17 protein-coding genes, 1 tRNA gene, 1 other RNA gene and 1 pseudogene are annotated in these 20,950 nt (G+C 65.3%); 12 read left to right on the forward strand and 8 right to left on the reverse strand.

Features of this window, described 5'->3' with window-relative positions:
* Together JWP90_RS00730 and JWP90_RS00735 are read left to right on the forward strand one after the other, a co-directional pair.
* Positions 1–662, forward strand: a pseudogene (locus tag JWP90_RS00730) (M18 family aminopeptidase); the annotation flags it as partial.
* Positions 663–742: 80 nt separating this feature from the next.
* Positions 743–818 (forward strand) — tRNA-Val (locus JWP90_RS00735).
* A 91-nt stretch (positions 819–909) separates the two neighbouring features.
* Here the strand turns inward: JWP90_RS00735 and JWP90_RS00740 are convergent.
* Positions 910–1,926 carry a manganese catalase family protein gene (locus JWP90_RS00740; protein ID WP_297358564.1) on the reverse strand — a complete coding sequence of 339 codons (1,017 nt, stop codon included), beginning with the start codon at positions 1,924–1,926 and terminating at the stop codon, positions 910–912.
* 148 nt (positions 1,927–2,074) lie between these two features.
* On the opposite strand from JWP90_RS00740, the gene JWP90_RS00745 reads away from it, so the two are divergent.
* The 5 genes from JWP90_RS00745 (at position 2,075) to rnpB (ending at position 5,844) form a co-directional block, all read left to right on the forward strand.
* On the forward strand, positions 2,075–2,440 hold the full coding sequence (locus JWP90_RS00745; RefSeq protein WP_297358565.1) for a hypothetical protein: 366 nt from the start codon (positions 2,075–2,077) through the stop codon (positions 2,438–2,440).
* 298 nt (positions 2,441–2,738) lie between these two features.
* Entirely contained in the window at positions 2,739–3,641 is a 903-nt protein-coding gene (locus JWP90_RS00750) for a phospholipase (RefSeq protein WP_297358567.1), read from the forward strand.
* Positions 3,642–3,717: 76 nt separating this feature from the next.
* Complete coding sequence (locus tag JWP90_RS00755; RefSeq protein WP_297358570.1) at positions 3,718–4,536, forward strand: Nif3-like dinuclear metal center hexameric protein; 819 nt, start codon at positions 3,718–3,720, stop codon at positions 4,534–4,536.
* A 41-nt stretch (positions 4,537–4,577) separates the two neighbouring features.
* Positions 4,578–5,333, forward strand: a complete 756-nt coding sequence (locus JWP90_RS00760) for a C4-type zinc ribbon domain-containing protein (RefSeq protein WP_297358572.1) — start codon at positions 4,578–4,580, stop codon at positions 5,331–5,333.
* A gap of 147 nt (positions 5,334–5,480) precedes the next feature.
* Positions 5,481–5,844, forward strand: an RNA gene (gene rnpB / locus JWP90_RS00765) — RNase P RNA component class A.
* Between the two features lie 162 nt (positions 5,845–6,006).
* Here the strand turns inward: rnpB and ppgK are convergent.
* Positions 6,007–6,771, reverse strand: a complete 765-nt coding sequence (gene ppgK / locus JWP90_RS00770; RefSeq protein WP_297358574.1) for a polyphosphate--glucose phosphotransferase — start codon at positions 6,769–6,771, stop codon at positions 6,007–6,009.
* A complete protein-coding gene (gene map, locus JWP90_RS00775; protein ID WP_297358576.1) occupies positions 6,768–7,655 on the reverse strand; it encodes a type I methionyl aminopeptidase in 888 nt (295 codons plus the stop codon). The genes ppgK and map overlap by 4 nt, the downstream gene beginning before the upstream one ends.
* Positions 7,656–7,691: 36 nt before the next feature.
* On the opposite strand from map, the gene JWP90_RS00780 reads away from it, so the two are divergent.
* Positions 7,692–7,880, forward strand: coding sequence for an SPOR domain-containing protein (locus JWP90_RS00780; protein WP_297358578.1), 189 nt, complete (start codon positions 7,692–7,694; stop codon positions 7,878–7,880).
* Between the two features lie 17 nt (positions 7,881–7,897).
* Here JWP90_RS00780 and panB read toward each other — a convergent pair whose 3' ends face one another.
* Complete coding sequence (panB, locus tag JWP90_RS00785) at positions 7,898–8,731, reverse strand: 3-methyl-2-oxobutanoate hydroxymethyltransferase (protein ID WP_297358580.1); 834 nt, start codon at positions 8,729–8,731, stop codon at positions 7,898–7,900.
* 113 nt (positions 8,732–8,844) lie between these two features.
* Here panB and JWP90_RS00790 point away from each other — a divergent pair, with 113 nt between their 5' ends.
* Positions 8,845–10,200 carry a glutamine synthetase family protein gene (locus JWP90_RS00790; protein WP_297358582.1) on the forward strand — a complete coding sequence of 452 codons (1,356 nt, stop codon included), beginning with the start codon at positions 8,845–8,847 and terminating at the stop codon, positions 10,198–10,200.
* 11 nt (positions 10,201–10,211) lie between these two features.
* Positions 10,212–13,229, forward strand: coding sequence for a bifunctional [glutamine synthetase] adenylyltransferase/[glutamine synthetase]-adenylyl-L-tyrosine phosphorylase (locus tag JWP90_RS00795; protein WP_297358584.1), 3,018 nt, complete (start codon positions 10,212–10,214; stop codon positions 13,227–13,229).
* A 279-nt stretch (positions 13,230–13,508) separates the two neighbouring features.
* On the opposite strand, the gene glnA is transcribed toward JWP90_RS00795, so the two are convergent.
* Entirely contained in the window at positions 13,509–14,945 is a 1,437-nt protein-coding gene (gene glnA / locus JWP90_RS00800) for a type I glutamate--ammonia ligase (protein WP_297358586.1), read from the reverse strand.
* A gap of 139 nt (positions 14,946–15,084) precedes the next feature.
* Here glnA and JWP90_RS00805 point away from each other — a divergent pair, with 139 nt between their 5' ends.
* Positions 15,085–15,528, forward strand: a complete 444-nt coding sequence (locus JWP90_RS00805; protein WP_297358588.1) for an RDD family protein — start codon at positions 15,085–15,087, stop codon at positions 15,526–15,528.
* Between the two features lie 99 nt (positions 15,529–15,627).
* On the opposite strand, the gene JWP90_RS00810 is transcribed toward JWP90_RS00805, so the two are convergent.
* Entirely contained in the window at positions 15,628–16,338 is a 711-nt protein-coding gene (locus JWP90_RS00810) for a DUF4191 domain-containing protein (protein ID WP_297358590.1), read from the reverse strand.
* Positions 16,339–16,493: 155 nt separating this feature from the next.
* On the opposite strand from JWP90_RS00810, the gene JWP90_RS00815 reads away from it, so the two are divergent.
* A complete protein-coding gene (locus JWP90_RS00815) occupies positions 16,494–17,942 on the forward strand; it encodes a hypothetical protein (RefSeq protein WP_297358592.1) in 1,449 nt (482 codons plus the stop codon).
* Here JWP90_RS00815 and sucB read toward each other — a convergent pair.
* Both sucB and lpdA read right to left on the reverse strand, forming a co-directional pair.
* Positions 17,939–19,414: a 2-oxoglutarate dehydrogenase, E2 component, dihydrolipoamide succinyltransferase gene (gene sucB, locus JWP90_RS00820; RefSeq protein WP_297358594.1), complete on the reverse strand. Its 1,476-nt coding sequence runs from the start codon at positions 19,412–19,414 to the stop codon at positions 17,939–17,941. The genes JWP90_RS00815 and sucB overlap by 4 nt on opposite strands.
* A 69-nt stretch (positions 19,415–19,483) precedes the next feature.
* Positions 19,484–20,857, reverse strand: coding sequence for a dihydrolipoyl dehydrogenase (gene lpdA / locus JWP90_RS00825; protein ID WP_297358596.1), 1,374 nt, complete (start codon positions 20,855–20,857; stop codon positions 19,484–19,486).
* Positions 20,858–20,950: the final 93 nt, after the last annotated feature.

A 20,950-nucleotide genomic window follows, 5' to 3' on the forward strand; every position in this document is an offset into this window, starting at 1 on the left:
TCGTCGTGGCCGACACCGCCCCCGGTGCCGTGTTCGGACTCGACGGGCAGTTCTTCGCGGCGGGGCGCATGGACAACCTCGTCTCGGTGCATGCCGGACTCGCCGCCGTCCTCGCGGCGGGCGACTCGACCGACCACGTCTCGGTGTTCGCCGCCTTCGATCACGAAGAGGTCGGCTCGTCGACGAGGTCCGGCGCCGGTGGACCGTTCCTCGCCGACGTTCTCACCCGCATCGCAGCGGATGCCACGGAGTCCGAGCGGTTGCGCGGGCTTGTCGACTCGTGGTGCTTCTCCTCCGACGCCGGGCACTCCGTGCACCCGAACTATGCCGAGCGCCACGACCCGGCGAATCGGCCTGTCATGGGCCGGGGTCCGTTGCTGAAGATCAACGCCAACCAGCGTTATGCGACCGATGCGATGGGCGCGGCGGAATGGGCGCGCGCGTGCCGCCAGGCGGGCGTCGCCTACCAGGAGTTCGTGTCGAACAACACGGTGCCGTGCGGGTCGACGATCGGTCCGATCACCGCTACGCGGCTCGGCATTCGCACTGTGGACATCGGTGTGCCGCTGCTGTCCATGCACTCGGCGCGCGAGTTGTGTGCCGTGGGAGACCCCGCTGCGCTGGCCGGCGCGCTCACTGCGTTCCTGTCGCCGCGCCCGTAGCGGTCGGCCGGTAGCACGTTCGAGCGGGGCCGATTCGTGTCGTAGTATGGAGATTCGTTCTTCCGCAGGTGCGGGATTACGGGCCTTTAGCTCAGCTGGTAGAGCGCCACGTTTACACCGTGGATGTCATCGGTTCGATCCCGGTAGGGCCCACCAAAGGAAATCCCCGGTCACCCGGGGATTTCTTGTTTTACGGATCGCGGTCAAGGTTTACCGCCGCGTCGACGACTCCGACAGCCGCGTCGATTCAGGGCTTCGCCTTCGTGGCCTTGGCGTCCGCGGATGTCGCGGCGTCCACGGCCGACACCACCCCCGTCTTCACCGGCCCGAACATCGCATCGACGTCGGCCAGTTCCATGTCGGCCGTCGCCTGGATGAGTGCGAGCATCTCGGGGTCCAGCCCGGGCGAGAACTCCTCGAAACGCTCGGGGGCGATCGTCAGCGGCGCGCCCTCCGGCGCCTGTTCGCTGGCATCCAGCATCGTGCCGTCATTCGACGGCGACATCCCCTGAAAGATTTTGCCTGCCTCGGAGTGCCCGGTGAGATCGAACGTGTACTGCTTGCTCTGCAGGCCGAGGTCGAGAAGCGCCCTCACCTCGGGGAACTTCTCCGCGCTGGTCTTCGGAATCGGCAGGAGCGTGTTCCACTTGACGCCGAGGCTTTCGAGCGCTTTCGCATAAGCGTTCTCGTGCGCCTGGTCGCGAACGATGAGGTAGGAGATCGTCGACCTGGCCGTCTTGTTCGCCGTCATCTCGTAGATCCGGCACTTCTGGAGCCGGCCGGTCGATTCGAGCATGAGGTTGTAGAGCAGGTCGAGCACGAGGTTGCCTGAGTTGTAGACGTAGCTGCCTGACCACGGGTTACCGGCAGAGTCCACCGGCAGGGCGCCCTGGGCCGCGACGAGATAGTGGTGGATGTTGCTGGTGTCCAGTGCGATGTTCAACGGTGTCGCCCCGCCGGAGCCCGGTTCGTCGAGCGGATCGGTCGCTTTGCCCTTGTACCGGGGCGATCCGTCGAGCAGCCGAGAGATGGTCGTGCCGATGAGCTCGACGTGGCCGATCTCCTCTGTTCCGATGCCCTGGAGCAGGTCACGGTACGGTTTCGCCGCCGGGCCGCGGAAGTTCATGGCCTGGAACAGGTACTGCATCATCGTGCGCATCTCGCCGAACTGCCCGCCGAGACCCTCCTGGAGCGCGTTTGCGGCTGCCGGATCCGGCTCGTCCTGCGCGATTTCATTGATCAGCTGTTGCACGTGAAAATACATGGTGCCTCCCGAGAGAAATGACCGGCGGATGCCGGCCGGTTTCGACTCTGCTCCTGTCCTTCGGCCTTCGGCAGGCACTGGACCTTTACCGGCGCCGTCACTAAACTCCGCGATCAGCAGCACCAGCCATCGCCTAGCATTGAACGAGATGATTACTCGACGAGAAGCTTCCCTCCGCCTGGACATTCCGCTTGAAATGGCGGTGCGCCACGGCATCCCCGGACGGATCCCCGCGGAGGAGGTAGACGCGCTGAACGAGAACCCTCCCGCCTGGCTCGCACAGTCGCGGGCGAACCGCACAGGCAAGAAGGCGGTCTGGGTGCAGCTCACGTGCGACATCTGCGGATTCTCCGAGGCCGTTCGGCCCAAGAAATGGTGGCCTACCTTCACCTACCTGAGCTGCGAACACCACGCATCGGACGAGCTTCCGGACCCGCAACCCGGCCTCGCCCGCACAGAAATCGACGGCATCGGCAGTCGTTTCATCGGGATAGTCGACGACGCCGCATCCTGAACCCGGGGAGCCAGCACACCATTTACACAGGTCCGGTGCATATTCCTCACAGAAACGTCATGAAGGATGGGTGCTTCAGCCGTCCGTGCAGTCTCAACCGCGCGGTCGTGCAGCGGCCAGCCGCTGTGACTCCCGACATTGACCGTCACCCCATCTAGCCGCTGAGCGCGTGCAGGCATCGCCCACGTGTTCGCGATGGCTGAGGCTCCACGCCTGCTCACCATTATTTCTGGCGTGTGCTTCACCGAGGCTTCGCACCCGCATGCGCTGAACCGCGGGAGCACCACCCCGGAGACCTATGAACAACCTCGTTCAGAAGAACACCCCAGCGTCACGGAAAGAGACGCGTTCGACGAAGAAGACCACCCGTGCGTCCATGATCATCGCACTTGCGGTCGCCGGTGTCCTCGCCGCATCCGGCCTCACCGTCCAGGCGAACGCCGCCAATGCCGAATCGAGCGCGACACTGTCAAGCTCGCTCACCGGCATCACATCGACCCTCTCCGGTACTACGGAGGAAATCACCGAAGCGCACGCGGACCGGCTGGCCGAAACGACCATCGCCGACGCGAACGCCGTCGTGGCCACGGCTCAGCACAAAGTCGATGTCACGCCGCTGACGGCATCCGTTGCCTCCCTCGCCGGCTACAAGACGCTCAAGCCCGCGACCGTCGCTGTGCTCGCAACGTTCACGAATGGAACTAAGGAACGGATTCAGGCGGCCGTCGTCGAAGCCGATCGGGTCGCCGCCGAGCAGGCTGCTGCCGCAGCAGCCGCCCGGGCCGCGGCAGAGGCCGCTGCTGCGCAAGCCGCCGCCGACGCCGCGAAAGCCGCGGCAGCCGCCCAGGCCACCGCAGAGGCCCAGGCCGCGGAGTCGCGCACCAACGCGAACACCCCTGACGGCGCCCGCGCGGTCGCAGCCTCGCTCGCCGCGTCCAAGTACGGCTGGGGATCCGGAGAGTTCTCCTGCCTGAACAAGCTCTGGCAGAAGGAGTCCGGCTGGTCATACACCGCGTACAACGCGTCGAGCGGCGCGACCGGCATCCCGCAGGCCCTCCCCGGTAGCAAGATGGCCTCGGCAGGTTCGGACTGGAAGACCAACGCTGCGACCCAGATCGCCTGGGGACTGAACTACATCAAGAGCGTCTACGGCAGCCCGTGCTCCGCATGGTCGCACTCGCAGTCCGTGAACTGGTACTGATCGACCCGGTTCGAGATCCAGGTCGATGTGAGCCGTCTGCCGGGTAATCCGGCAGGCGGCTCGCTAGGCTGAGGCGGTGTCATACTCCCTCGCCGACGTCTCCTCAGCCGTCGAAGTACTCTGGCCAATCCGAGGAGCAGAAGGCTGGGACGCCTCCGGGCTGATCGCCGGGCATCCGGATGACGAGATCTCTCGTGTTCTCCTCGCGGTCGATGCGGTCGACGCTGTCGTTCAGGAAGCCCTGACGACAGACACGGACCTGCTTCTTGTGCACCATCCGCTTCTGCTCCGCGGTGTCACGAGCATCGCCGCCGACCGGTACAAGGGTTCCGTGCTGACCTCCTTGATTCGCGGGAGATGCGCTCTGCTCGCCGCCCACACCAACGCTGACGTGGTGAACGAAGGTACTTCAGGAATCTTCGCCGAACGGCTCGGACTGCGCACGGTCGAACCGCTCGTTCCCAACGCCGACGGATCGACAGGCATCGGACGAGTCGGGCTGCTGGAGGAACCGATGTCGCTCGGTCACCTCGCGCACCGTATCGCCCACCTGCTGCCGGCGACTGCCACCGGCATCCGGGTCGCGGGGGACTACGATCGCATCGTTCAGCGGGTTGCTCTGTGCGGAGGCGCCGGCGATTCCCTGCTCGGCGAGAGCGGGGTCAGGGGTGCCGACGTTTACATCACAAGTGACTTGCGGCACCATCCGGCATCTGAGTCGATCGAGCAGTCCCGGGTCGGCGGCGGACCGGCGCTGATCGACGTCTCCCACTGGGCAAGCGAATGGCTCTGGCTCGACCGCGCCGCCGAACAACTCGCTGCGCTCCTGCCGGATCTGCACATCACGGTGAGCGACCTGCGGACCGACCCGTGGGATTTCGTCGTGACCCAGTAATCTGGGCAGGACACCCGCAGCACCACTCAGAGAGAACACACGTGAAATCCAGCTTCGCCGAGCAGAAGAAACTGCTCGAACTGCAGACCATCGATTCGGGTCTGGCCCGTGTCTCCCACCGCGAGCGCAGCCTGCCGGAGTCGGCGGAATACAGCCAGGTGTCGTCCCAACGCACGGCACTCAGCAGTCGCCTCGCTGCCGAGCTCGGCGCTCTTGAGGATGCCAGGACGGAACTGGGGCGTCTCGAATCGGATGCCGCCGTGGTCGACGCGCGCATCGCCCGCGACACCGAACGGGTCAACAACACGTCGTCGGTGAAAGACGTGACAGCGCTCGAAAGCGAGCTCGAGTCGTTGCATCGGCGCAAGAACAACCTCGAGGACATGGAACTCGTGGTGATGGAACGGGTGGAGCAGGCCGAAGCGCAACTCGCATCCACTCAGTCGATCGACGAGGCACTGCAGAAGAAGCTCACCGACATCGCTGCACGCCGTAAGGCAGCCCTCGACTCTCTGTCGCAGGAACGGGCGACGTTCACCGCTCAGCGCGGAATGCTCGAGGACTCGGTGGCAACTGACCTGCTTGCCCTGTACGAGAGAGTCCGTACCCGAGGCGGGACCGGGGCCGCCCTGTTCCGCGCCGGCACGTGCGGCGCCTGCACGATCAGCCTGACCGGCAATGAGCTCCAGAAGGTTCGCGCCGCCGAGATCGACGACGTGCTTCAGTGCCCGGAGTGCTCCGCCATCATCGTGCGCACCGAGGAATCCGGCCTCTGGGGACAGCCAAGCACCGATTGACGGGCACCCGATACGCGCGGATTCATCCGTTGCGGACGCTCTCACCCGGCACGCGGGGTGAATCTGTCCGTTTCGCGTGAGCTGGCCCGGCTGAAGTTACGCGCCGCGTCGGTCAGCGGATGCCGCCCGGTAAGCTTGAGCTGTGAATGGGTCGGCAAGACGGCCGCGTCGCCAGTAATGGTGCCGAGGAACGTCCGGGCTCCATAGAGCAGGGCGGTGGGTAACACCCACCCGGGGTAACCCGCGAGACAGTGCAACAGAAAGTAGACCGCCGGGCGCGCAAGCGCCAGGTAAGGGTGAAACGGTGGTGTAAGAGACCACCAGCGGCCGGGGTGACCCGGCCGGCTCGGTAAACCTCGCCCGGAGCAAGGTCAGACAGAGGACAACGGGGCTGCTCGTCCCGTTCTCGGGTAGGCCGCTGGAAGGCTGCGGTAACGCAGCCTCGAGAGAGATGGTCGTCCAGGGCGCGAAAGCGCCTCAACAGAACCCGGCGTATCAGCCGGCCCATTCACCCCCTCAGACAACGGATGTCGAGAATGAACCGCGTATCGGGGCTACACCGGCGTCTGGGACGCCGTCGAAGCGCTTCGTGACATCCTTGACACCCGAGCGTGGGACCGACCGGAATTCCAGACGTGCGCTACCGTCACGTAGGCGCGCCGAGCCGCAACGCTCAGCTCAGCGGCGGAATCGTCCGCACCGCGAGCGCCGCGGCGCCGAGGATGCCGGCGTTGTTGCGGTGCACCGCGGGAACGATCGGCGTCGACAGGCTCAGAAGCGGGATGAACTCGTCGTGCTGCTTCGACACGCCTCCGCCGACGATGAACAGGTCAGGCGAGAGATACCTCTCCAAAGCACCGTAGAACTTCTGCAGGCGTTCGGCCCATTCCGCCCAGCCGAGGTTCTCGCGTTCCCGCGCGGCGTTGGAGGCCCTGGTCTCGATGTCGTGACCGTCGATCTCCAGGTGACCGAATTCCGCGTTGGGCACCAGAACGCCGTTATGCAGGATCGCGGTGCCGATCCCGGTGCCGAGTGTTGTCATGATGGCGACACCGTCGACGCCCCGTGCTGCACCGAACGACGCCTCGGCGTAGCCGGCGGCGTCCGCGTCATTGGCGAAGGTGATGTCGCGACCGAGCGCCTGCTCGAAGAGCTCTTCAGCGTGAAGCCCGATCCACTTCTTCGAGATGTTCGCCGCCGACAGGGTCACTCCGTGCTTCACGACCGCCGGGAAGCAAACGCCGACAGGGGCATCCGGTTCGAGGCCTTCGAGGCGGTTCAGCAGCTCGACCGTCGTCGCCAGGATCCCGTCTGGTTTGCCGCCCTTCGGTGTCGGGATCTTGATCCGGTCGCTCAGCAGCGCGCCGGTGGCGAGGTCGACGATCGCCCCCTTGATTCCGGTTCCGCCGATGTCGATACCGACTGCTGTGCCGCTCATGCTGCTGCCGCTGCCGGCGAGGGGAGGGTAAGGATGTCAGCACCGCGTTCGGTGACGACGAGGGTGTGCTCGAACTGTGCGGTGATGCTCTTGTCCTTCGTCGTGACGGTCCAGTTGTCCTCCCACATGTCCCACTCGTGGGTGCCGAGGGTGAGCATCGGTTCGATGGTGAACACCATCCCGACCTCCATCACGGTGTCATACTGCGGCGCTGAGTCGTAGTGGGGGATGATCAGGCCCGAGTGGAACGCTTCACCGACGCCGTGGCCGGTGAAGTCACGGATGACGCCGTAACCGAATCGTTTCGCGTACGACTCGATCGCCCTGCCGATCACGTTGACCTGCCTGCCCGGTGCGACGGCCTTGATGCCTCGGCGGAGGGATTCCTCCGTGCGCTCGATCAGCAGCCGGACGTCTTCGGCTGGTTGCCCGGCGATGAACGTGCGGTTGCTGTCGCCGTGGACTCCGTCGACGAAAGCGGTGATGTCGATGTTGACGATGTCGCCGTCCTCGAGCACCGTGTCGTCCGGGATTCCGTGGCAGACGACCTCATTGACCGAACTGCACAACGATTTGGCGAAGCCGCGGTAACCCAGGGTCGACGGGTATGCGCCGTTCTCCACGAGGTACCGATGCCCGATCGCGTCCAGTTCATCGGTCGTGACCCCGGGTCGTACGTTCTCGCCGACGAGCGCGATGGCATCCGCGGCGATCCGACCGGCACGGCGGATGCGTTCGATCGCCTCAGGCGGGTACACGTCGGATCCGGTGAACGGTCGTGGTGCGGCCTTGCCGACGTACTCGGGACGAGGGATGCCTGGAGGCACGTTTCGCTGGGCTGTTTGAGCGCCGGGAATCAGATGTCCGTTGCGGTCCTTAGGCATAGGATCAAGCTTAGCCATCCAGCGAAGGGACAGCTCATGTCTGAGGATCCGTCGAAGCAATACTGGTACAACCTGAAGACCGGCCAGGTGGAGCGCGGCTATGAATCGCCTGCTGTCGACCGGGCAGGACCGTTCGACACCGCCGAGGAGGCGGCGCGAGCGCCCGAGCGCCTTCGTGAACGAGCCGCCGCCTGGGCAGCTGAGGAAGCGACCGAAGACCGGTAGCCGCAGGCGGTCAGGGCTCAGCTGTAACTGTGCTCCTCACCGGGGTACACGCCGTCGGCGACTTCGTTCCTGAACGTCGTGACGGCATCCGTCAGTGCACCGCGCAGGTTCGCATACTGCTTCACGAACGACGGGATGCGACCGGTGGTCAGCCCAGCGAAGTCCGTCCAGACGAGCAGCTGACCCGACACGTGGGGCCCTGCGCCGACGCCGATCGTCGGAATGTCGAGTTCAGCGGTCACCCGGGCTGCCGCTTCAGCGGGAACCATTTCGAGGACGACGGCGAATGCTCCGGCGTCCTGCACGGCGCGGGCGTCGCGGAGCAGCTGCTCCAGCGCGGCGCCCCTGCCCTGGATGATGTGCCCGCCGAGGCCGTGCTCGCTCTGCGGAGTGAACCCGATGTGACCCATGACCGGGATGCCTGCCGTGACGATGCGCCGGATCTGCTCGTGGCTGCGTTCACCGCCCTCGAGCTTGACCGCCTGACTTCCCGTCTCCTTCATGAAACGCAAGGCCGTCTTGAGAGCGTCTTCGGGGCCGTTCTCGTATGACCCGAACGGCAGGTCGGCGATGACGAAGGCCCGCTTCGCAGCACCGGCGACAGCTCGGGTGAGCGGGATGAGCTCGTCGACGGTGACCGGCAGCGTCGTGTCGAAGCCGAGCACGGTGTTGCCCGCCGAGTCGCCGACCAGGAGGAAATCGATCCCGGCTTCGTCGAAGATCGTCGCTGTGAGCATGTCATAGCTCGTCAGACCGGTGATCTTGATGCCCTGTTCCTTCGCACGCTGGAAGTGGCGGGTGCGGACTCGGGCGGGGCCGGCGGATGCCGCGGGCTTCGATGGCTCAGACATGGCGCCAGTCTAGCGATGCTCCCGGCCGGTCAGAACTGCACGGTTAACCACGCTGGAGGCGTGAACCGGATAGCCTAAGAACGCACCACCGACGTACATTTCGAGGGGATCAGATGGATAAGCAACGCGACTTCGTTCTTCGCACGATCGAGGAACGGGGAGTCAAGTTCGTCCGCCTCTGGTTCACCGATGTGGTGGGCACCCTCAAGTCGGTGGCGATCGCCCCCGCTGAGGTCGAAGGAGCCTTCGCCGAGGGACTCGGTTTCGACGGATCGGCGATCGAGGGGCTCTCGAGGTCCTACGAATCAGACCTGCTCGCGGTCCCCGACCCGACGACGTTCCAGTTGCTGCCGTGGCGCGGTGAGATCGACCCGACGGCACGGATGTTCTGCGACATCACCACGCCGGACGGACTGCCGGCCCTCTCCGATCCGCGCAACGTGCTCAAAAGGACACTCGAGAAGGCTGCCGACCGCGGGTTCACGTTCTACACGCACCCCGAGATCGAGTTCTACCTGCTCAAGTCCGCCCAGATCGGCCCCGAAGGGCCCATCCCCGTCGACTCCGCCGGTTACTTCGACAACGTCCCAGGCGGAACCGCCCATGACTTCCGCCGTCGCTCGGTTCGGATGCTTGAAGATCTCGGTATCTCCGTCGAGTTCAGCCATCACGAGGCAGGCCCGGGCCAGAACGAGATCGACCTGCGCTACGCCGACGCGCTCACCACAGCAGACAACATCATGACCTTCCGCACCGTGATCAAGGAGGTGGCGATCGAGCAAGGCGTTTACGCCACGTTCATGCCCAAGCCGCTCTCCGACAAACCCGGTTCGGGCATGCACACGCACGTCTCGCTCTTCGAGGGCGACACGAACGCGTTCTACGAGGCGGGTGCCCAGTACCAGCTCTCGAAGATCGGCAGGCAGTTCATCGCCGGTCTGCTGCACCACGCTCCGGAGATCACGGCCGTGACGAACCAGTTCGTGAACTCCTACAAGCGGCTGTGGGGCTCCGTCGGCAACAACGGTCTCGCTGAAGCGCCCAGTTTCGTCACCTGGGGCCACAACAACCGCTCAGCACTTGTGCGCGTGCCGCTGTACAAGCCCAACAAGGGCGGAAGCGCCCGCGTCGAATACCGCGCAATCGACTCGGCGGCGAACCCGTACCTGGCATACTCGCTTCTCCTGGCGGCAGGGCTCAAGGGAATCGAAGAAGGCTACGAGCTTCCGCCTGAGGCAGAGGACAACGTGTGGAGCCTCAGCGACGCCGAACGACGTGCGCTGGGTTACGCCGCCCTTCCCGCGAGTCTCGACCACGCCGTCCAGCTCATGGAGGAATCCGAACTCGTCGCTGAGACGCTCGGTGAGCAGGTGTTCAACTACGTCCTGTTGAACAAGCGCCAGGAATGGCAGGAGTATCGCGCGCAGGTCACACCGTTCGAGCTCTCGAAGAACATCGAGATTCTGTAGATCGAACCCGGATGCGACGGGACCAGGCCACTCTCACCGACCTTGCCCGGCTCGGTTTCGCCGCGCTGAGCGGGGTGCGGGCGCAACTCGACGAACTGGTCGAAGCGGTCCACCTCGACCTCGACGCGGTTCTTCCCGCGTTCGCGAAAGCCGCCGACCCGGACGAGGCGTTACGGGGACTTCTCGCCCTGGCACGTTCTCACCCTGATGCGGTGGGTGTCGCGCTGGAGAAACCAGAACACCGCGTTCCTCTCATCCGGCTCCTCGGGGCCTCCGCCGGTCTCGCCGACTTCTTCACCCGGCACCCCGCCGAACTGTCGGCCTTCAGCGATTGGGATGGCCGACTTCCCACCCGCGACGAACTGGTACAGAGCCTGCTCGATTCGGTCGACGCGACAGACGGATTCGCCGCCTATGGCGAGGAGGAGGGCTACACCCGCCTGCGCGTGCGGTACCGGCGCTGGCTGGCGAGGATCGCGGACCACGACCTCTCCGCCGAGGACCCGAGGGATGTCTTCGACGGCGTTGCGAAGGCGCTGTCGGATGTCGCGGCCGCGGCTCTCGAAGCGTCGATCGCGGTAGCGAGGACCCAGCTGGCGACCGCGACCAGCGGGCCTGGTCGGTTCGACGCCGATGAGGTGCGCGGAACCCGGTTCTCGATCATCGGCATGGGCAAGGCCGGCGCTGGGGAACTGAACTATGTGAGCGACGTCGACGTCATCTTCGTGGCCGAGGGTGATGAGGAGAAGGGACTGAGCAACGCCAGGGCCGTTGACATCGCCACCCGGATCGCCGTTCTCTGCATGCGCGGGATCAGCCAGCCTGACATCGAACCGGAGCTGTGGGAGGTGGACCCGAACCTCCGGCCGGAGGGCAAGCAAGGAGCCCTCGTCCGCACTCTGGAGTCGCATCTGGCCTATTACGACAGGTGGGCGAAGAGCTGGGAGTTCCAGGCTCTGCTGAAAGCGCGAGCGTTCGCCGGCGATCTCGAACTCGGGCAGCGCTATGTCGACGCGACCTCACCGCTTGTCTGGTCAAGCGCCGGACGGGAGAATTTCGTCGAATCGGTGCAGCGGATGCGGGAGCGGGTCACCGAGAACATCCCGGCCGACGAGGTGCACTACCAACTCAAGCTCGGCCCAGGCGGACTCCGCGACGTCGAGTTCACCGTGCAGTTGCTCCAGCTCGTGCATGGCGCGGCGGAACCCGGGGTGCGCGAACGCGGCACCATCGCGGCGCTCACCGCGCTGTCCGATCACGGTTTCATCGGCCGGGAGGAGGCGGCGGAGTTCGCAGCCGACTACCGACTGCTTCGTGTTCTCGAGCACCGGCTGCAGTTGCACCGACTCCGTCGCACCCACCTGATGCCGCAGAACCCGGATGCCCTCAGGGTGCTCGCACGGGCATCAACGTTCGCGCCGACCGGTGAAGCCCTCGTCGCCCTCTGGGAGCGCACCAAGCACGAAGTCCGTGGCCTCCACGAACGCCTCTTCTATCGCCCGCTGCTCTCAGCTGTTGCCTCACTTCCCGAAGAGGAGGTGTTGCTGAGTCCGGAGCAGGCTGGGGCGCGCCTCGCCGCGATCGGGTTCCGCGACCCCCAGGGCGCCCTCACCCACATCGCTGCGCTGACCGCCGGCGTCTCACGCCGCGCGATCATTCAGAGGAACCTCCTGCCCGTGATGCTGCGCTGGCTCGCCGACGGAGCGGACCCCGACTATGGCCTGCTCGCCTTCCGCCGGCTCAGCGAATCGCTTGGCACGACCCATTGGTTCCTTCGTATGCTGCGCGACTCATCCGGCGTCGCAGAGAAACTCACACACGTACTGAGCGGTTCGCGGTTCATCGGTGAACTCCTCGACCAGATCCCTGAAGCCGTGGCCTGGCTGGAGCAGGCCTCGGAACTGAAACCACGCTCCCTGACAACCCTCGAGGAGGAGATCACGGCAATCCTCGGGCGTCACGACTCGGATGATCCCGCCGCGAAGGCGATCCGCCGGCTGCGACGCCGGGAGATTCTGAGGCTTGCCCTGGGTTCGGTGACAGGGACCCTGCCGGTCAGCGACCTCGCGCTCGGGCTCACGGATGTCACGACGGCCACGATCGGGGGGCTCCTCCAGACCATCCGCCGAGCGGATGGGTTCGGCGAAACGTCGCTGGAATTCGCAGTGATCGGCATGGGCAGGTACGGGGGAGCGGAGCTGGGATTCGGCTCGGACGCCGACGTCATGTACGTCTACCGGGCTACCGCCCTGCCGAACGAGCAAACCCACCTGGCCGCGAACCGCATCATCTCGGAACTCAACAGGCTCAGCGAGGACCACCGGTTGCCGCTCGACCTCGACGTCGGCCTCCGCCCGGAGGGAAAGAACGGGCCCGTCGCACGGTCCCTGGAGTCCTACCGGGCGTACTACTCCCGCTGGTCACTCACCTGGGAGGCGCAAGCCCTGCTGCGCGCTCGTGGCGTCGCAGGGAACCAGTCGCTCCAGCGTGACTTCGAGGCGCTTGCCGACGGCATCCGGTACCCGGCTGACATCGCGGAGAGCGCCGTGCGTGAAGTCAAACGGATCAAAGCCCGCGTGGAGAACGAACGGCTGCCGCAGGGTGCTGACCCGACCCGTCACGTCAAACTCGGGCGCGGTTCGCTCAGCGACGTGGAATGGTTCGTTCAACTCCTGCAACTGCAGCACGGCGCCAGGATTCCGCAACTGCGGACGACGAGCACCCTCGAAGCCCTTGCCGTTGCCGTCCAGAACGGACTCGTGCAGGAGGAGACCGCCGACCGGCTGAGGTCCGCGTGGATCTTCGCCTCGCGGTTGCGGTCCGCTATGACGCTGTGGCTCACCAAGACCACGGATGTGCTCCCGAGCGACCGCATGCAGCTCGAGGGCATTGCACGGGTGCTCGAGTACCCGCCGGGTTCGGCTGCCCAGCTGGAGGAGGACTACCTGCAGGTCACCCGGCGAGCACGCAGCGTTTTCGAGAAACAGTTCTACGGGGGACCGGTCAGACCGGAGCCGACGACGCGGTGATGTGAGCCTTCGCGAGCCGCTTTTTCGGAACCGGGATCGTGAGGTTGGCAGTCCCCTATGCCCGATTGCTGCGGATGCTTATCGTCAGGAGATTCGCACAGGTCACCTTCGCCGACAAACCCCTCGGTGTCGATGACGAAGCTGCTGACCTGTTACTTGAGTACGCGGCGCTCTTGGCGAGCCGCGGAAGTGCCGACGCGGCGGATCTCGTCGGAAAAACCCGCCCGCCCGGTCGAGGAGACCGTGCGGGCGGGTTTATCGCGTTTCGCAGCCTGGAGACTACACCCCGTAGTAGAGCTCGAACTCGAACGGGTGCGGACGCTGGGCGAGCGGCTTGATCTCGTGCTCGCGCTTGTAATCGATCCACGTTTCGATGAGTTCGCGGCTGAACACGTTTCCCTGGAGCAGGAAGTCGTGGTCCGCCTCGAGGGCCTGGAGGGCGCCCTCCAACGTCGACGGCACCTGGGGGATGCTCTTGGCCTCTTCAGGAGGCAGTTCGTAGAGGTCCTTGTCAACCGGCTCGTGCGGCTCGATGCGGTTCTTGATTCCGTCGAGCCCTGCCATCAGTTGTGCGGCGAAACCCAGGTACGGGTTGCCGGACGCGTCTGGCGCACGGAATTCGATCCGCTTCGCCTTCGGGTTCGATCCGGTGATCGGGATGCGGATGGATGCCGACCGGTTGCCGGCCGAGTACACCAGGTTCACGGGCGCCTCGAAGCCGGGGACGAGGCGGCGGTAGCTGTTGATCGTCGGGTTGGTGAATGCCAGCACTGCGGGAGCGTGCTTGAGGAGCCCGCCGATGTACCAGCGGGCGATGTCCGAGAGTCCGCCGTAGCCGGCCTCATCGTAGAACAACGGCGTTCCGCCGTTCCACAGCGACTGGTGGACGTGCATTCCTGACCCGTTGTCACCGAAGAGCGGCTTGGGCATGAACGTCGCCGTCTTGTTCCACTGGTGGGCGGTGTTCTTGACGATGTACTTGAACTTGAGGATGTCGTCAGCCGAGTGCGTCATCGTGTCGAAACGGTAGTTGATCTCACCCTGGCCCGCTGTGCCGACCTCGTGGTGGCTGCGCTCGAGAATGAGTCCCGCGTCCGCCAGCTTGATGCAGATGTCGTCGCGGAGATCGGCGTGCTGGTCGACCGGGCTGACCGGGAAGTAGCCGCCCTTGTACGGGGTCTTGTTGGCGAGGTTGCCACCGACGCCGTTGATCCTCTCGTCCTTGCCGGAGTTCCAGGCACCCTCGCTGGAGTCCACCGAGTAGAAGCTCGAGTGCTGGTTGGTCTCGTAGCGCACGTCATCGAAGATGTAGAACTCGGCTTCTGGAGCAAAGAACGCCGTGTCGGCGATGCCTGTTGAGGCGAGGTACTTCTCTGCCTTCTTCGCCACCTGACGCGGGTCCTTGGCGTAGATCTCGCCGTTCCGCGGGTTGTAGATGTCGAAGATCATGATGAGCGTTCGTTCCGTACGGAACGGGTCGATGTACGCAGTGGAGACATCCGGGATCAACTGCATGTCGGACTCGTGGATGCTCGCGAATCCCCGGATCGACGAGCCGTCGAACAGCTGACCGACAGTGAAGAACTCCTCGTCGACAGTCGATGCCGGGATGTTGAAGTGCTGCTGGACACCGGGAAGGTCGGTAAAGCGGACGTCGACGAACTTGACGTCGGTGTCCTTGATGAAACTAAGCACCTCGGATGAGTCGCTGAACATATGGAGAACTCCAAAAAGGGTTGGTACCGAGACGGCTGCAGTGTGCAACCTCTAGAGAGGGTATTGACCCGGGGTTACCCCGCGGTCACACCCATGTTTCTGGCATGTTACACCGGCACCCGCCGCGTAGGATCGAGATGTGTCGAGTGTTCGAAAGCCCACCGCCGATTTCGGCGATGCCGCCCCCAGCCGGTATCCCGGAGAACGACTCGGGCTGCCCGAGAGCGGTCCGCGCAGCGTCGGCAGGGTGGGTAGGCGGTTGGGCGCACTGGCGATCGACTGGGCTTCTGCCGTGATGATCGTCACTATCTTCTTTCCGGACTCGGTCGGGATCGGCAACGGCTGGGCGAACAGCGTCGCGTTCGCCGTGCTCCAGGTGATCTTCATCACCACAACAGGCGGCAGCGTCGGGCACCGTCTCGTCGGGCTGCGCGTGGTCCCGCTCACCGGCGGGTATGTCGGCGTGTGGCGCCCGGTCGTCCGCACACTCCTGCTTGTCGTCATCCTCCCAGCGCTGGTGTGGGATGTGGACCAGCGTGGGTTCCACGACAAGATCGCGGGCACCGTGCTGATCCGGGCGTGACGACGCATCCGTCGCGATCCGGGCTGCAGCGCACGACCGTCCCAGAACAGCGAAAACCCGCCCGGGCATTTGCCAGGACGGGTTTTCTTGTGCATGGGGTCAGCGTGCCCGCTGAGGGCGGACTTTGAAGGGGTCGACGCCCTTCGGGATCGGCAGCGAACCGACACTGAGCGAGGCAAGCCTGTTGACGACGGCGAGTGCCTCAGGTTTGGTCAACGTCTTCTTCACGGAGCGGAACGACTTCGTGAGCTTGTAGAGCGGTACAGAGTCTTCGTCAGGTCCGACGAAGAACACGGTGACAGGCACGTTCGGAACGACCCGGTTGATCTTGCGCTTCTCATCGTCGACGAGGCGCCCTGCGCGGGAACGCGGGCCTTCCCCGACAAGTACCACGCCGCCGCGTCCCACCGCACGATAGACAGCATCCTGGGTCTTCGCGTTGGCGTTGATCGGCATTTCGCTGCCCTGCCAGCCGCGGGGGAGTGAACTGCGGAACACAGCGCCGACGGCACCCGGCTGGCCGGCGATCTGGCCGTAAGCGGCGCGCTCGGCCCGACGCCCAAGGATGATCATGGCCACGAGTACACCGGCAAGCAGACCGGCGATGATCCACAGCACGAGTGCGAGGATGCTGCCGGGGGAGAAGATGAGCGCGGCCGCGACAGCAATCGCGATGCTGCCGAGGAACCCGAGAACCATCCACCATACGACGCTCTTGTCGTAGCGGCGGGTCATCTGGAAGACCTGCCCCATTTGCTTCAGACGGCCGGGTTCCTTCGCCGCCTTGACGGGTTTTTCTTTGCGTGCCATGTGAACAAGGATACCGGCATTGCGGCTGCCCGTCCGTTCGCTTTCCGGCCCCCAAGGGCGGGCGGTTCCCTCACATCCAGCTGTTCAGGGTGTCCCTCTCCCCGACCGGCGCAGGGACGGGGCGGGGTAGTGTTGCGCCCTGCGATCATCCCGTCATGCCCGATGTTCTCTCCACCGCGCCGTCCTCCGTCGATGGTGCTCTGTTGCCCGGCACCGTCGTCGCCGGCTACCGCCTTCTCCGGCAGGTGGCAGGTATTGGTGCAACGAACCCGTGGCTGGCCCGAGGCCCCGGCGGGGAGGAAACCCTATGCCTGACAGTCCAACCGGCGACGGAGGCACTGGGCGGGCGCCTCGCCCTGCACAGTCGCATCTCATCGTCACACGTCCTGAGGCTGGTCGACCTGGCGACCGATACCGACGGGCACGTCGTCCTGGTCCATGAACGAACCGACTGGACCCTCGCCACCCTGCTTTCGTGCCGCGTGAGCCTCGCGCCGGGGGAGGCGGTGACCGTCCTGGCGCCGCTCGTGGCCGGGTTGTCTGCGATCCACCGTGCGGGCCTCTGCCTCGGCGGCGTCTCACCCGCCACCGTGTTGTTCTGCCCCGACGGACGGCCGGTCATCGGCGGCCTCGATGTGCTTTCGGACGCGCAGAAGGACAGTTCCGACGACGAGGACCACCTGCCGCGAGGTATTCTTGCGGACTATCGATCTCTCGGAGCTCTCATCGATGCGGTGGCGTACGTCGTGGATGAGCCCGCCCGGTCAGCGCTCAGCGACATCTCCGTCTGGATCGGAACGCAGCTCAACGACAGTTCCGCCACGGGCTCGCTCCTCGCACAACTGGAGTGCCGGCTCTTCACAGTTGCGCCTGCGCTTCCGGTTGTCCTTGCACCCGACCGGGGGCCGTTGAGCGCAGGCGTCCAAGGGCGAAGCGGACCACCGGCTCGTGCAGGATATTCCTTCGCGGTGCCCAACGGTCGCCCGACCGACGTCTGGCCCGCTCTCGCGGAATGGGCGGCGGCCGCTCGAAACAGCGGAGTCGGCGCCTGGATGCAACGGGTGATGCGCGGTCGGGCGTTCGTTGTCTGCCTCGGGATCGTCCTGCTCGTCGGCGTCCTGCTCGCCGGGCTTGCTGCGATCCCGGACCGTGCGCCCGGGTCAGCAGGCTCGGCGGCCGAGGCCGGGCATTCTCCTCACCCCGCCGGGATAACGGGGGAAACGGAATCGCCTGCAGTCCCCGCGCCAGTGGTAGGCGGCGCTCCGGCCGACCACGATCCTGCTGGCCTGGAGGATCCCGTGGCCGCGACGATCGTGCTGCTCGAGTTACGGATGCGTTGCGCGCGCGAGGGGTCAGCGGCCTGTGTGTCCCGATATGCCGAGCCTGCCTCTGCCCTCGCCGAGGCGGACATCCACGCGCTCGGTAAGGACGGGTCGTCCCGGCTGCTCGCCGCGGACGGAGCCGAAGTGCAACTCTTGCAGAATTACGGCGACGTTGCGCTCATGCGAGCGGCCACCGGAAACGAAGAACGCCAGCCAGTGCTCGTCCTCGCGGTGAGGACGGACACCGGCTGGCGTCTGCGTGATCTGTTCGAACCGGATTAGATTCCGAGGTCGGCCTCGAAGTTACCGTCTTCCAGACGGTTCTTCACGGCAACGAGGAAGCGCGAGGCGTCTGCGCCGTCGACGATCCTGTGGTCGTAGGAGAGAGCGAGATAGACCATCGAACGGATCGCGATGGCTTCCTGTCCTGCAGCCTTCACGACGACCGGACGCTTGGTGACGATTCCCGTCCCGAGGATCGCAACCTGCGGCAGGAAGACCACCGGGGTGTCGAAGAGGGCACCACGTGAACCGGTGTTGGTCAGCGTGAACGTACCGCCCGAAAGCTCGTCAGGCTTCAGCTTGTTGTCGCGCGTACGCTCGGCGAGGTCAGCGATCTGAGCGGCGAGTTCAGCGAGGTTCAGGTCGCTTGCGTTCCGCACGACCGGAGTCAGCAGACCGCGCTCGGTGTCGACCGCGATGCTCATGTTCTCGTGCTCGGGGTAGACGATCGAGTCGCCGTCGATGGTCGCGTTGATGACAGGGAAAGCCTTGAGCGCCTCTGCCGCCGCCAGCGCGAAGAACGGGAGGAAGGACAGCTTGTTCCCCGTCTTGGACTGGAAGTCGTTCTTCACCCGGTCACGCAGCGATGCGATGTTGGTGACGTCCACTTCCACGACGCTCGTCAGCTGAGCCGAGGACTGCATCGAGATGACGGCGCGTTCTGCCACGACCTTGCGCAGGCGCGACATGGGCTGGGTGGTTCCGCGCAGCGGGGAGACCTCGAGAGGAGCAGCCTTGGCCGGCGCGCTCGAAGCGGATGCTGTCGAACCAGCCTGGAGGACGTCTTCCTTGCGGATTCGTCCGCCGACACCGGTGCCGGTGATGGTGGAGAGGTCGACGCCCTGCTGGTTGGCGAGACGCCGAACCAGTGGAGTGACGTATCCGCTTCCGCCGAGGGATTCGCCGGCGGGGGCCGGCGCCGCTGCTACGGGGGCCGGCGCCGCAGCGGGAGCCGCTGGAGCGGGCGCGGAAGCAGCGGGTGCTGCTGGCGCCGCCGGAGCGGGCGCAGGCGTTGAGGACGCCGGAGCGGGCTCGGGTGCGGCGGGGGCGGGCGGAGCCGGTTCGCCGGCCGGGGCCGACTCGGGAGCTTCGGCGGCCTCTTCCGAGACCTCGGTGGAAGGCTGGACAGCCGGCGCTTCCGCTTCGGCCTGGGCGGCCTCAGCCGGTGCGGATTCCTCGGCCGGAGCTTCCTCCGCCGGAGCTTCTTCGGCCGGGGCGTTCCCACCCGACGAAGAGCCGTCACCGATCTTCACGAGCGCCGTGCCGACCTCGACGGTTTCATCCTCCTGAACGAGGATCTCTTCGATCACGCCGGCGATGGGGGAAGGGATCTCGGTGTCGACCTTGTCGGTCGATACCTCGAGCAACGGCTCGTCCACCTCGACCCGATCTCCAACGTTCTTCAGCCAGCGGGTGACCGTGCCCTCGGTGACACTCTCACCGAGCGCCGGAAGGCTTACGGATTCTGCCATGACCTTGTCTCCTTTGAAACCAGTTCTTACGTATGTAGCTTAGATTGATCGCACCCGGGTGGGCGCGACCTACAGTGCGTGGAGCGGCTTGCCCGCCAGGTGGAGGAACGCCTCGCCGAGCGCTTCGCTCTGCGTCGGGTGGGCGTGGATCAGAGGAGCCAGGTCCTCCGGGTACGCTTCCCAGTTCACGGCGAGCTGGCCCTCGGTGATGAGTTCGCCGACCCGGGCACCGATCATGTGCACGCCGATGACAGGGCCGTCGTTGACGCGGATGACCTTGACGTTACCGGTGGTGCCGATGATCTCGCTCTTGCCGTTTCCGGCGAGGTTGAACTCGTATGAGGTGATCTTGTCTGCCCCGTACTCCTCGGCAGCCTTCGCCTCCGTGAGACCCACGGATGCGACCTCGGGGTCGCAGTAGGTCACCTTCGGGATGTTGACGTCGGGGATCAGCACCGGCTTGAGTCCGGCGATCTCTTCGGCGACGAAGATTCCCTGCTGGAATCCGCGGTGGGCAAGCTGCAGCCCTGGGACGATGTCGCCGACGGCGTAGAGCCCGGGGATGTTCGTCTCGAGCCGGTCGTTGGTGATCACGAAGCCGCGGTCCATGGTGACGCCGACTTCTTCATAGCCGAGGTTCGCCGTGGACGGGCCACGACCGACGGCGACGAGAAGCAGTTCGGCCTCGATCGTCTTACCGTCCTCCAGCGTGATGACGACGCCGTTCTCGTTCTGCGTGACGCCCTGGAAGCGGACGCCGAGCGAGTAGTTGATCCCGCGCTTGCGGAAGGCACGTTCGAGGCCCTTGCTCATCGCCTCGTCCTCGTTCGGGACGAGGTGGGGAAGCGCCTCGATGATGGTGACGTCGGAGCCGAACGACTTCCAGACGCTGGCGAATTCGACGCCGATCACGCCGCCGCCGAGGACGGCAACCTTCTGGGGGACGAAGTCGAGCTCGAGTGCCTGCTCACTCGTGATGACACGGCCGCCGATGTCCAGGCCGGGGAGCGAACGGCTGTATGAACCAGTCGCCAGGATGACGTTCTTACCGGTGACCGTCGTCTCGCCGACCTGCACGGTCGTTGGGGAGGTCAGTCGGCCTTCGCCCTCGATCACGGTGATGCCGCGGGCCTTGATCAGTCCCTGAAGGCCCTTGTGCTTCTTGGCGACGATACCTTCGCGGTAGCTGGTCACACCGGCGACGTCGATGCCGTCGAATGTTGCCTTCACGCCATATTTCGAGGAGTCCCGGGCGGCGTCAGCCACTTCGGCCGAGTGCAGAAGCGCCTTCGTGGGAATACAACCCCGGTGGAGACACGTCCCGCCCAGTTTGTCCTTCTCTACGAGTCCGACGGTGAGACCGAGTTCGGATGCGCGCAATGCTGCTGCGTATCCGCCACTTCCTCCACCGAGAACGACGATGTCAAAATTCTGCTCCGACACTGAGCTTCTCCCTTGTGCATCTGGGTTCGTGCTTGAGTCGCCGACACGGGGTCGAGCTGGCGACGATTGGGGGCTGACTAGCCCATACGACCT

This window comes from Mycetocola sp., from assembly GCF_025464835.1.
In the GTDB taxonomy this organism is placed as follows: Bacteria; Actinomycetota; Actinomycetes; order Actinomycetales; family Microbacteriaceae; genus Mycetocola_A.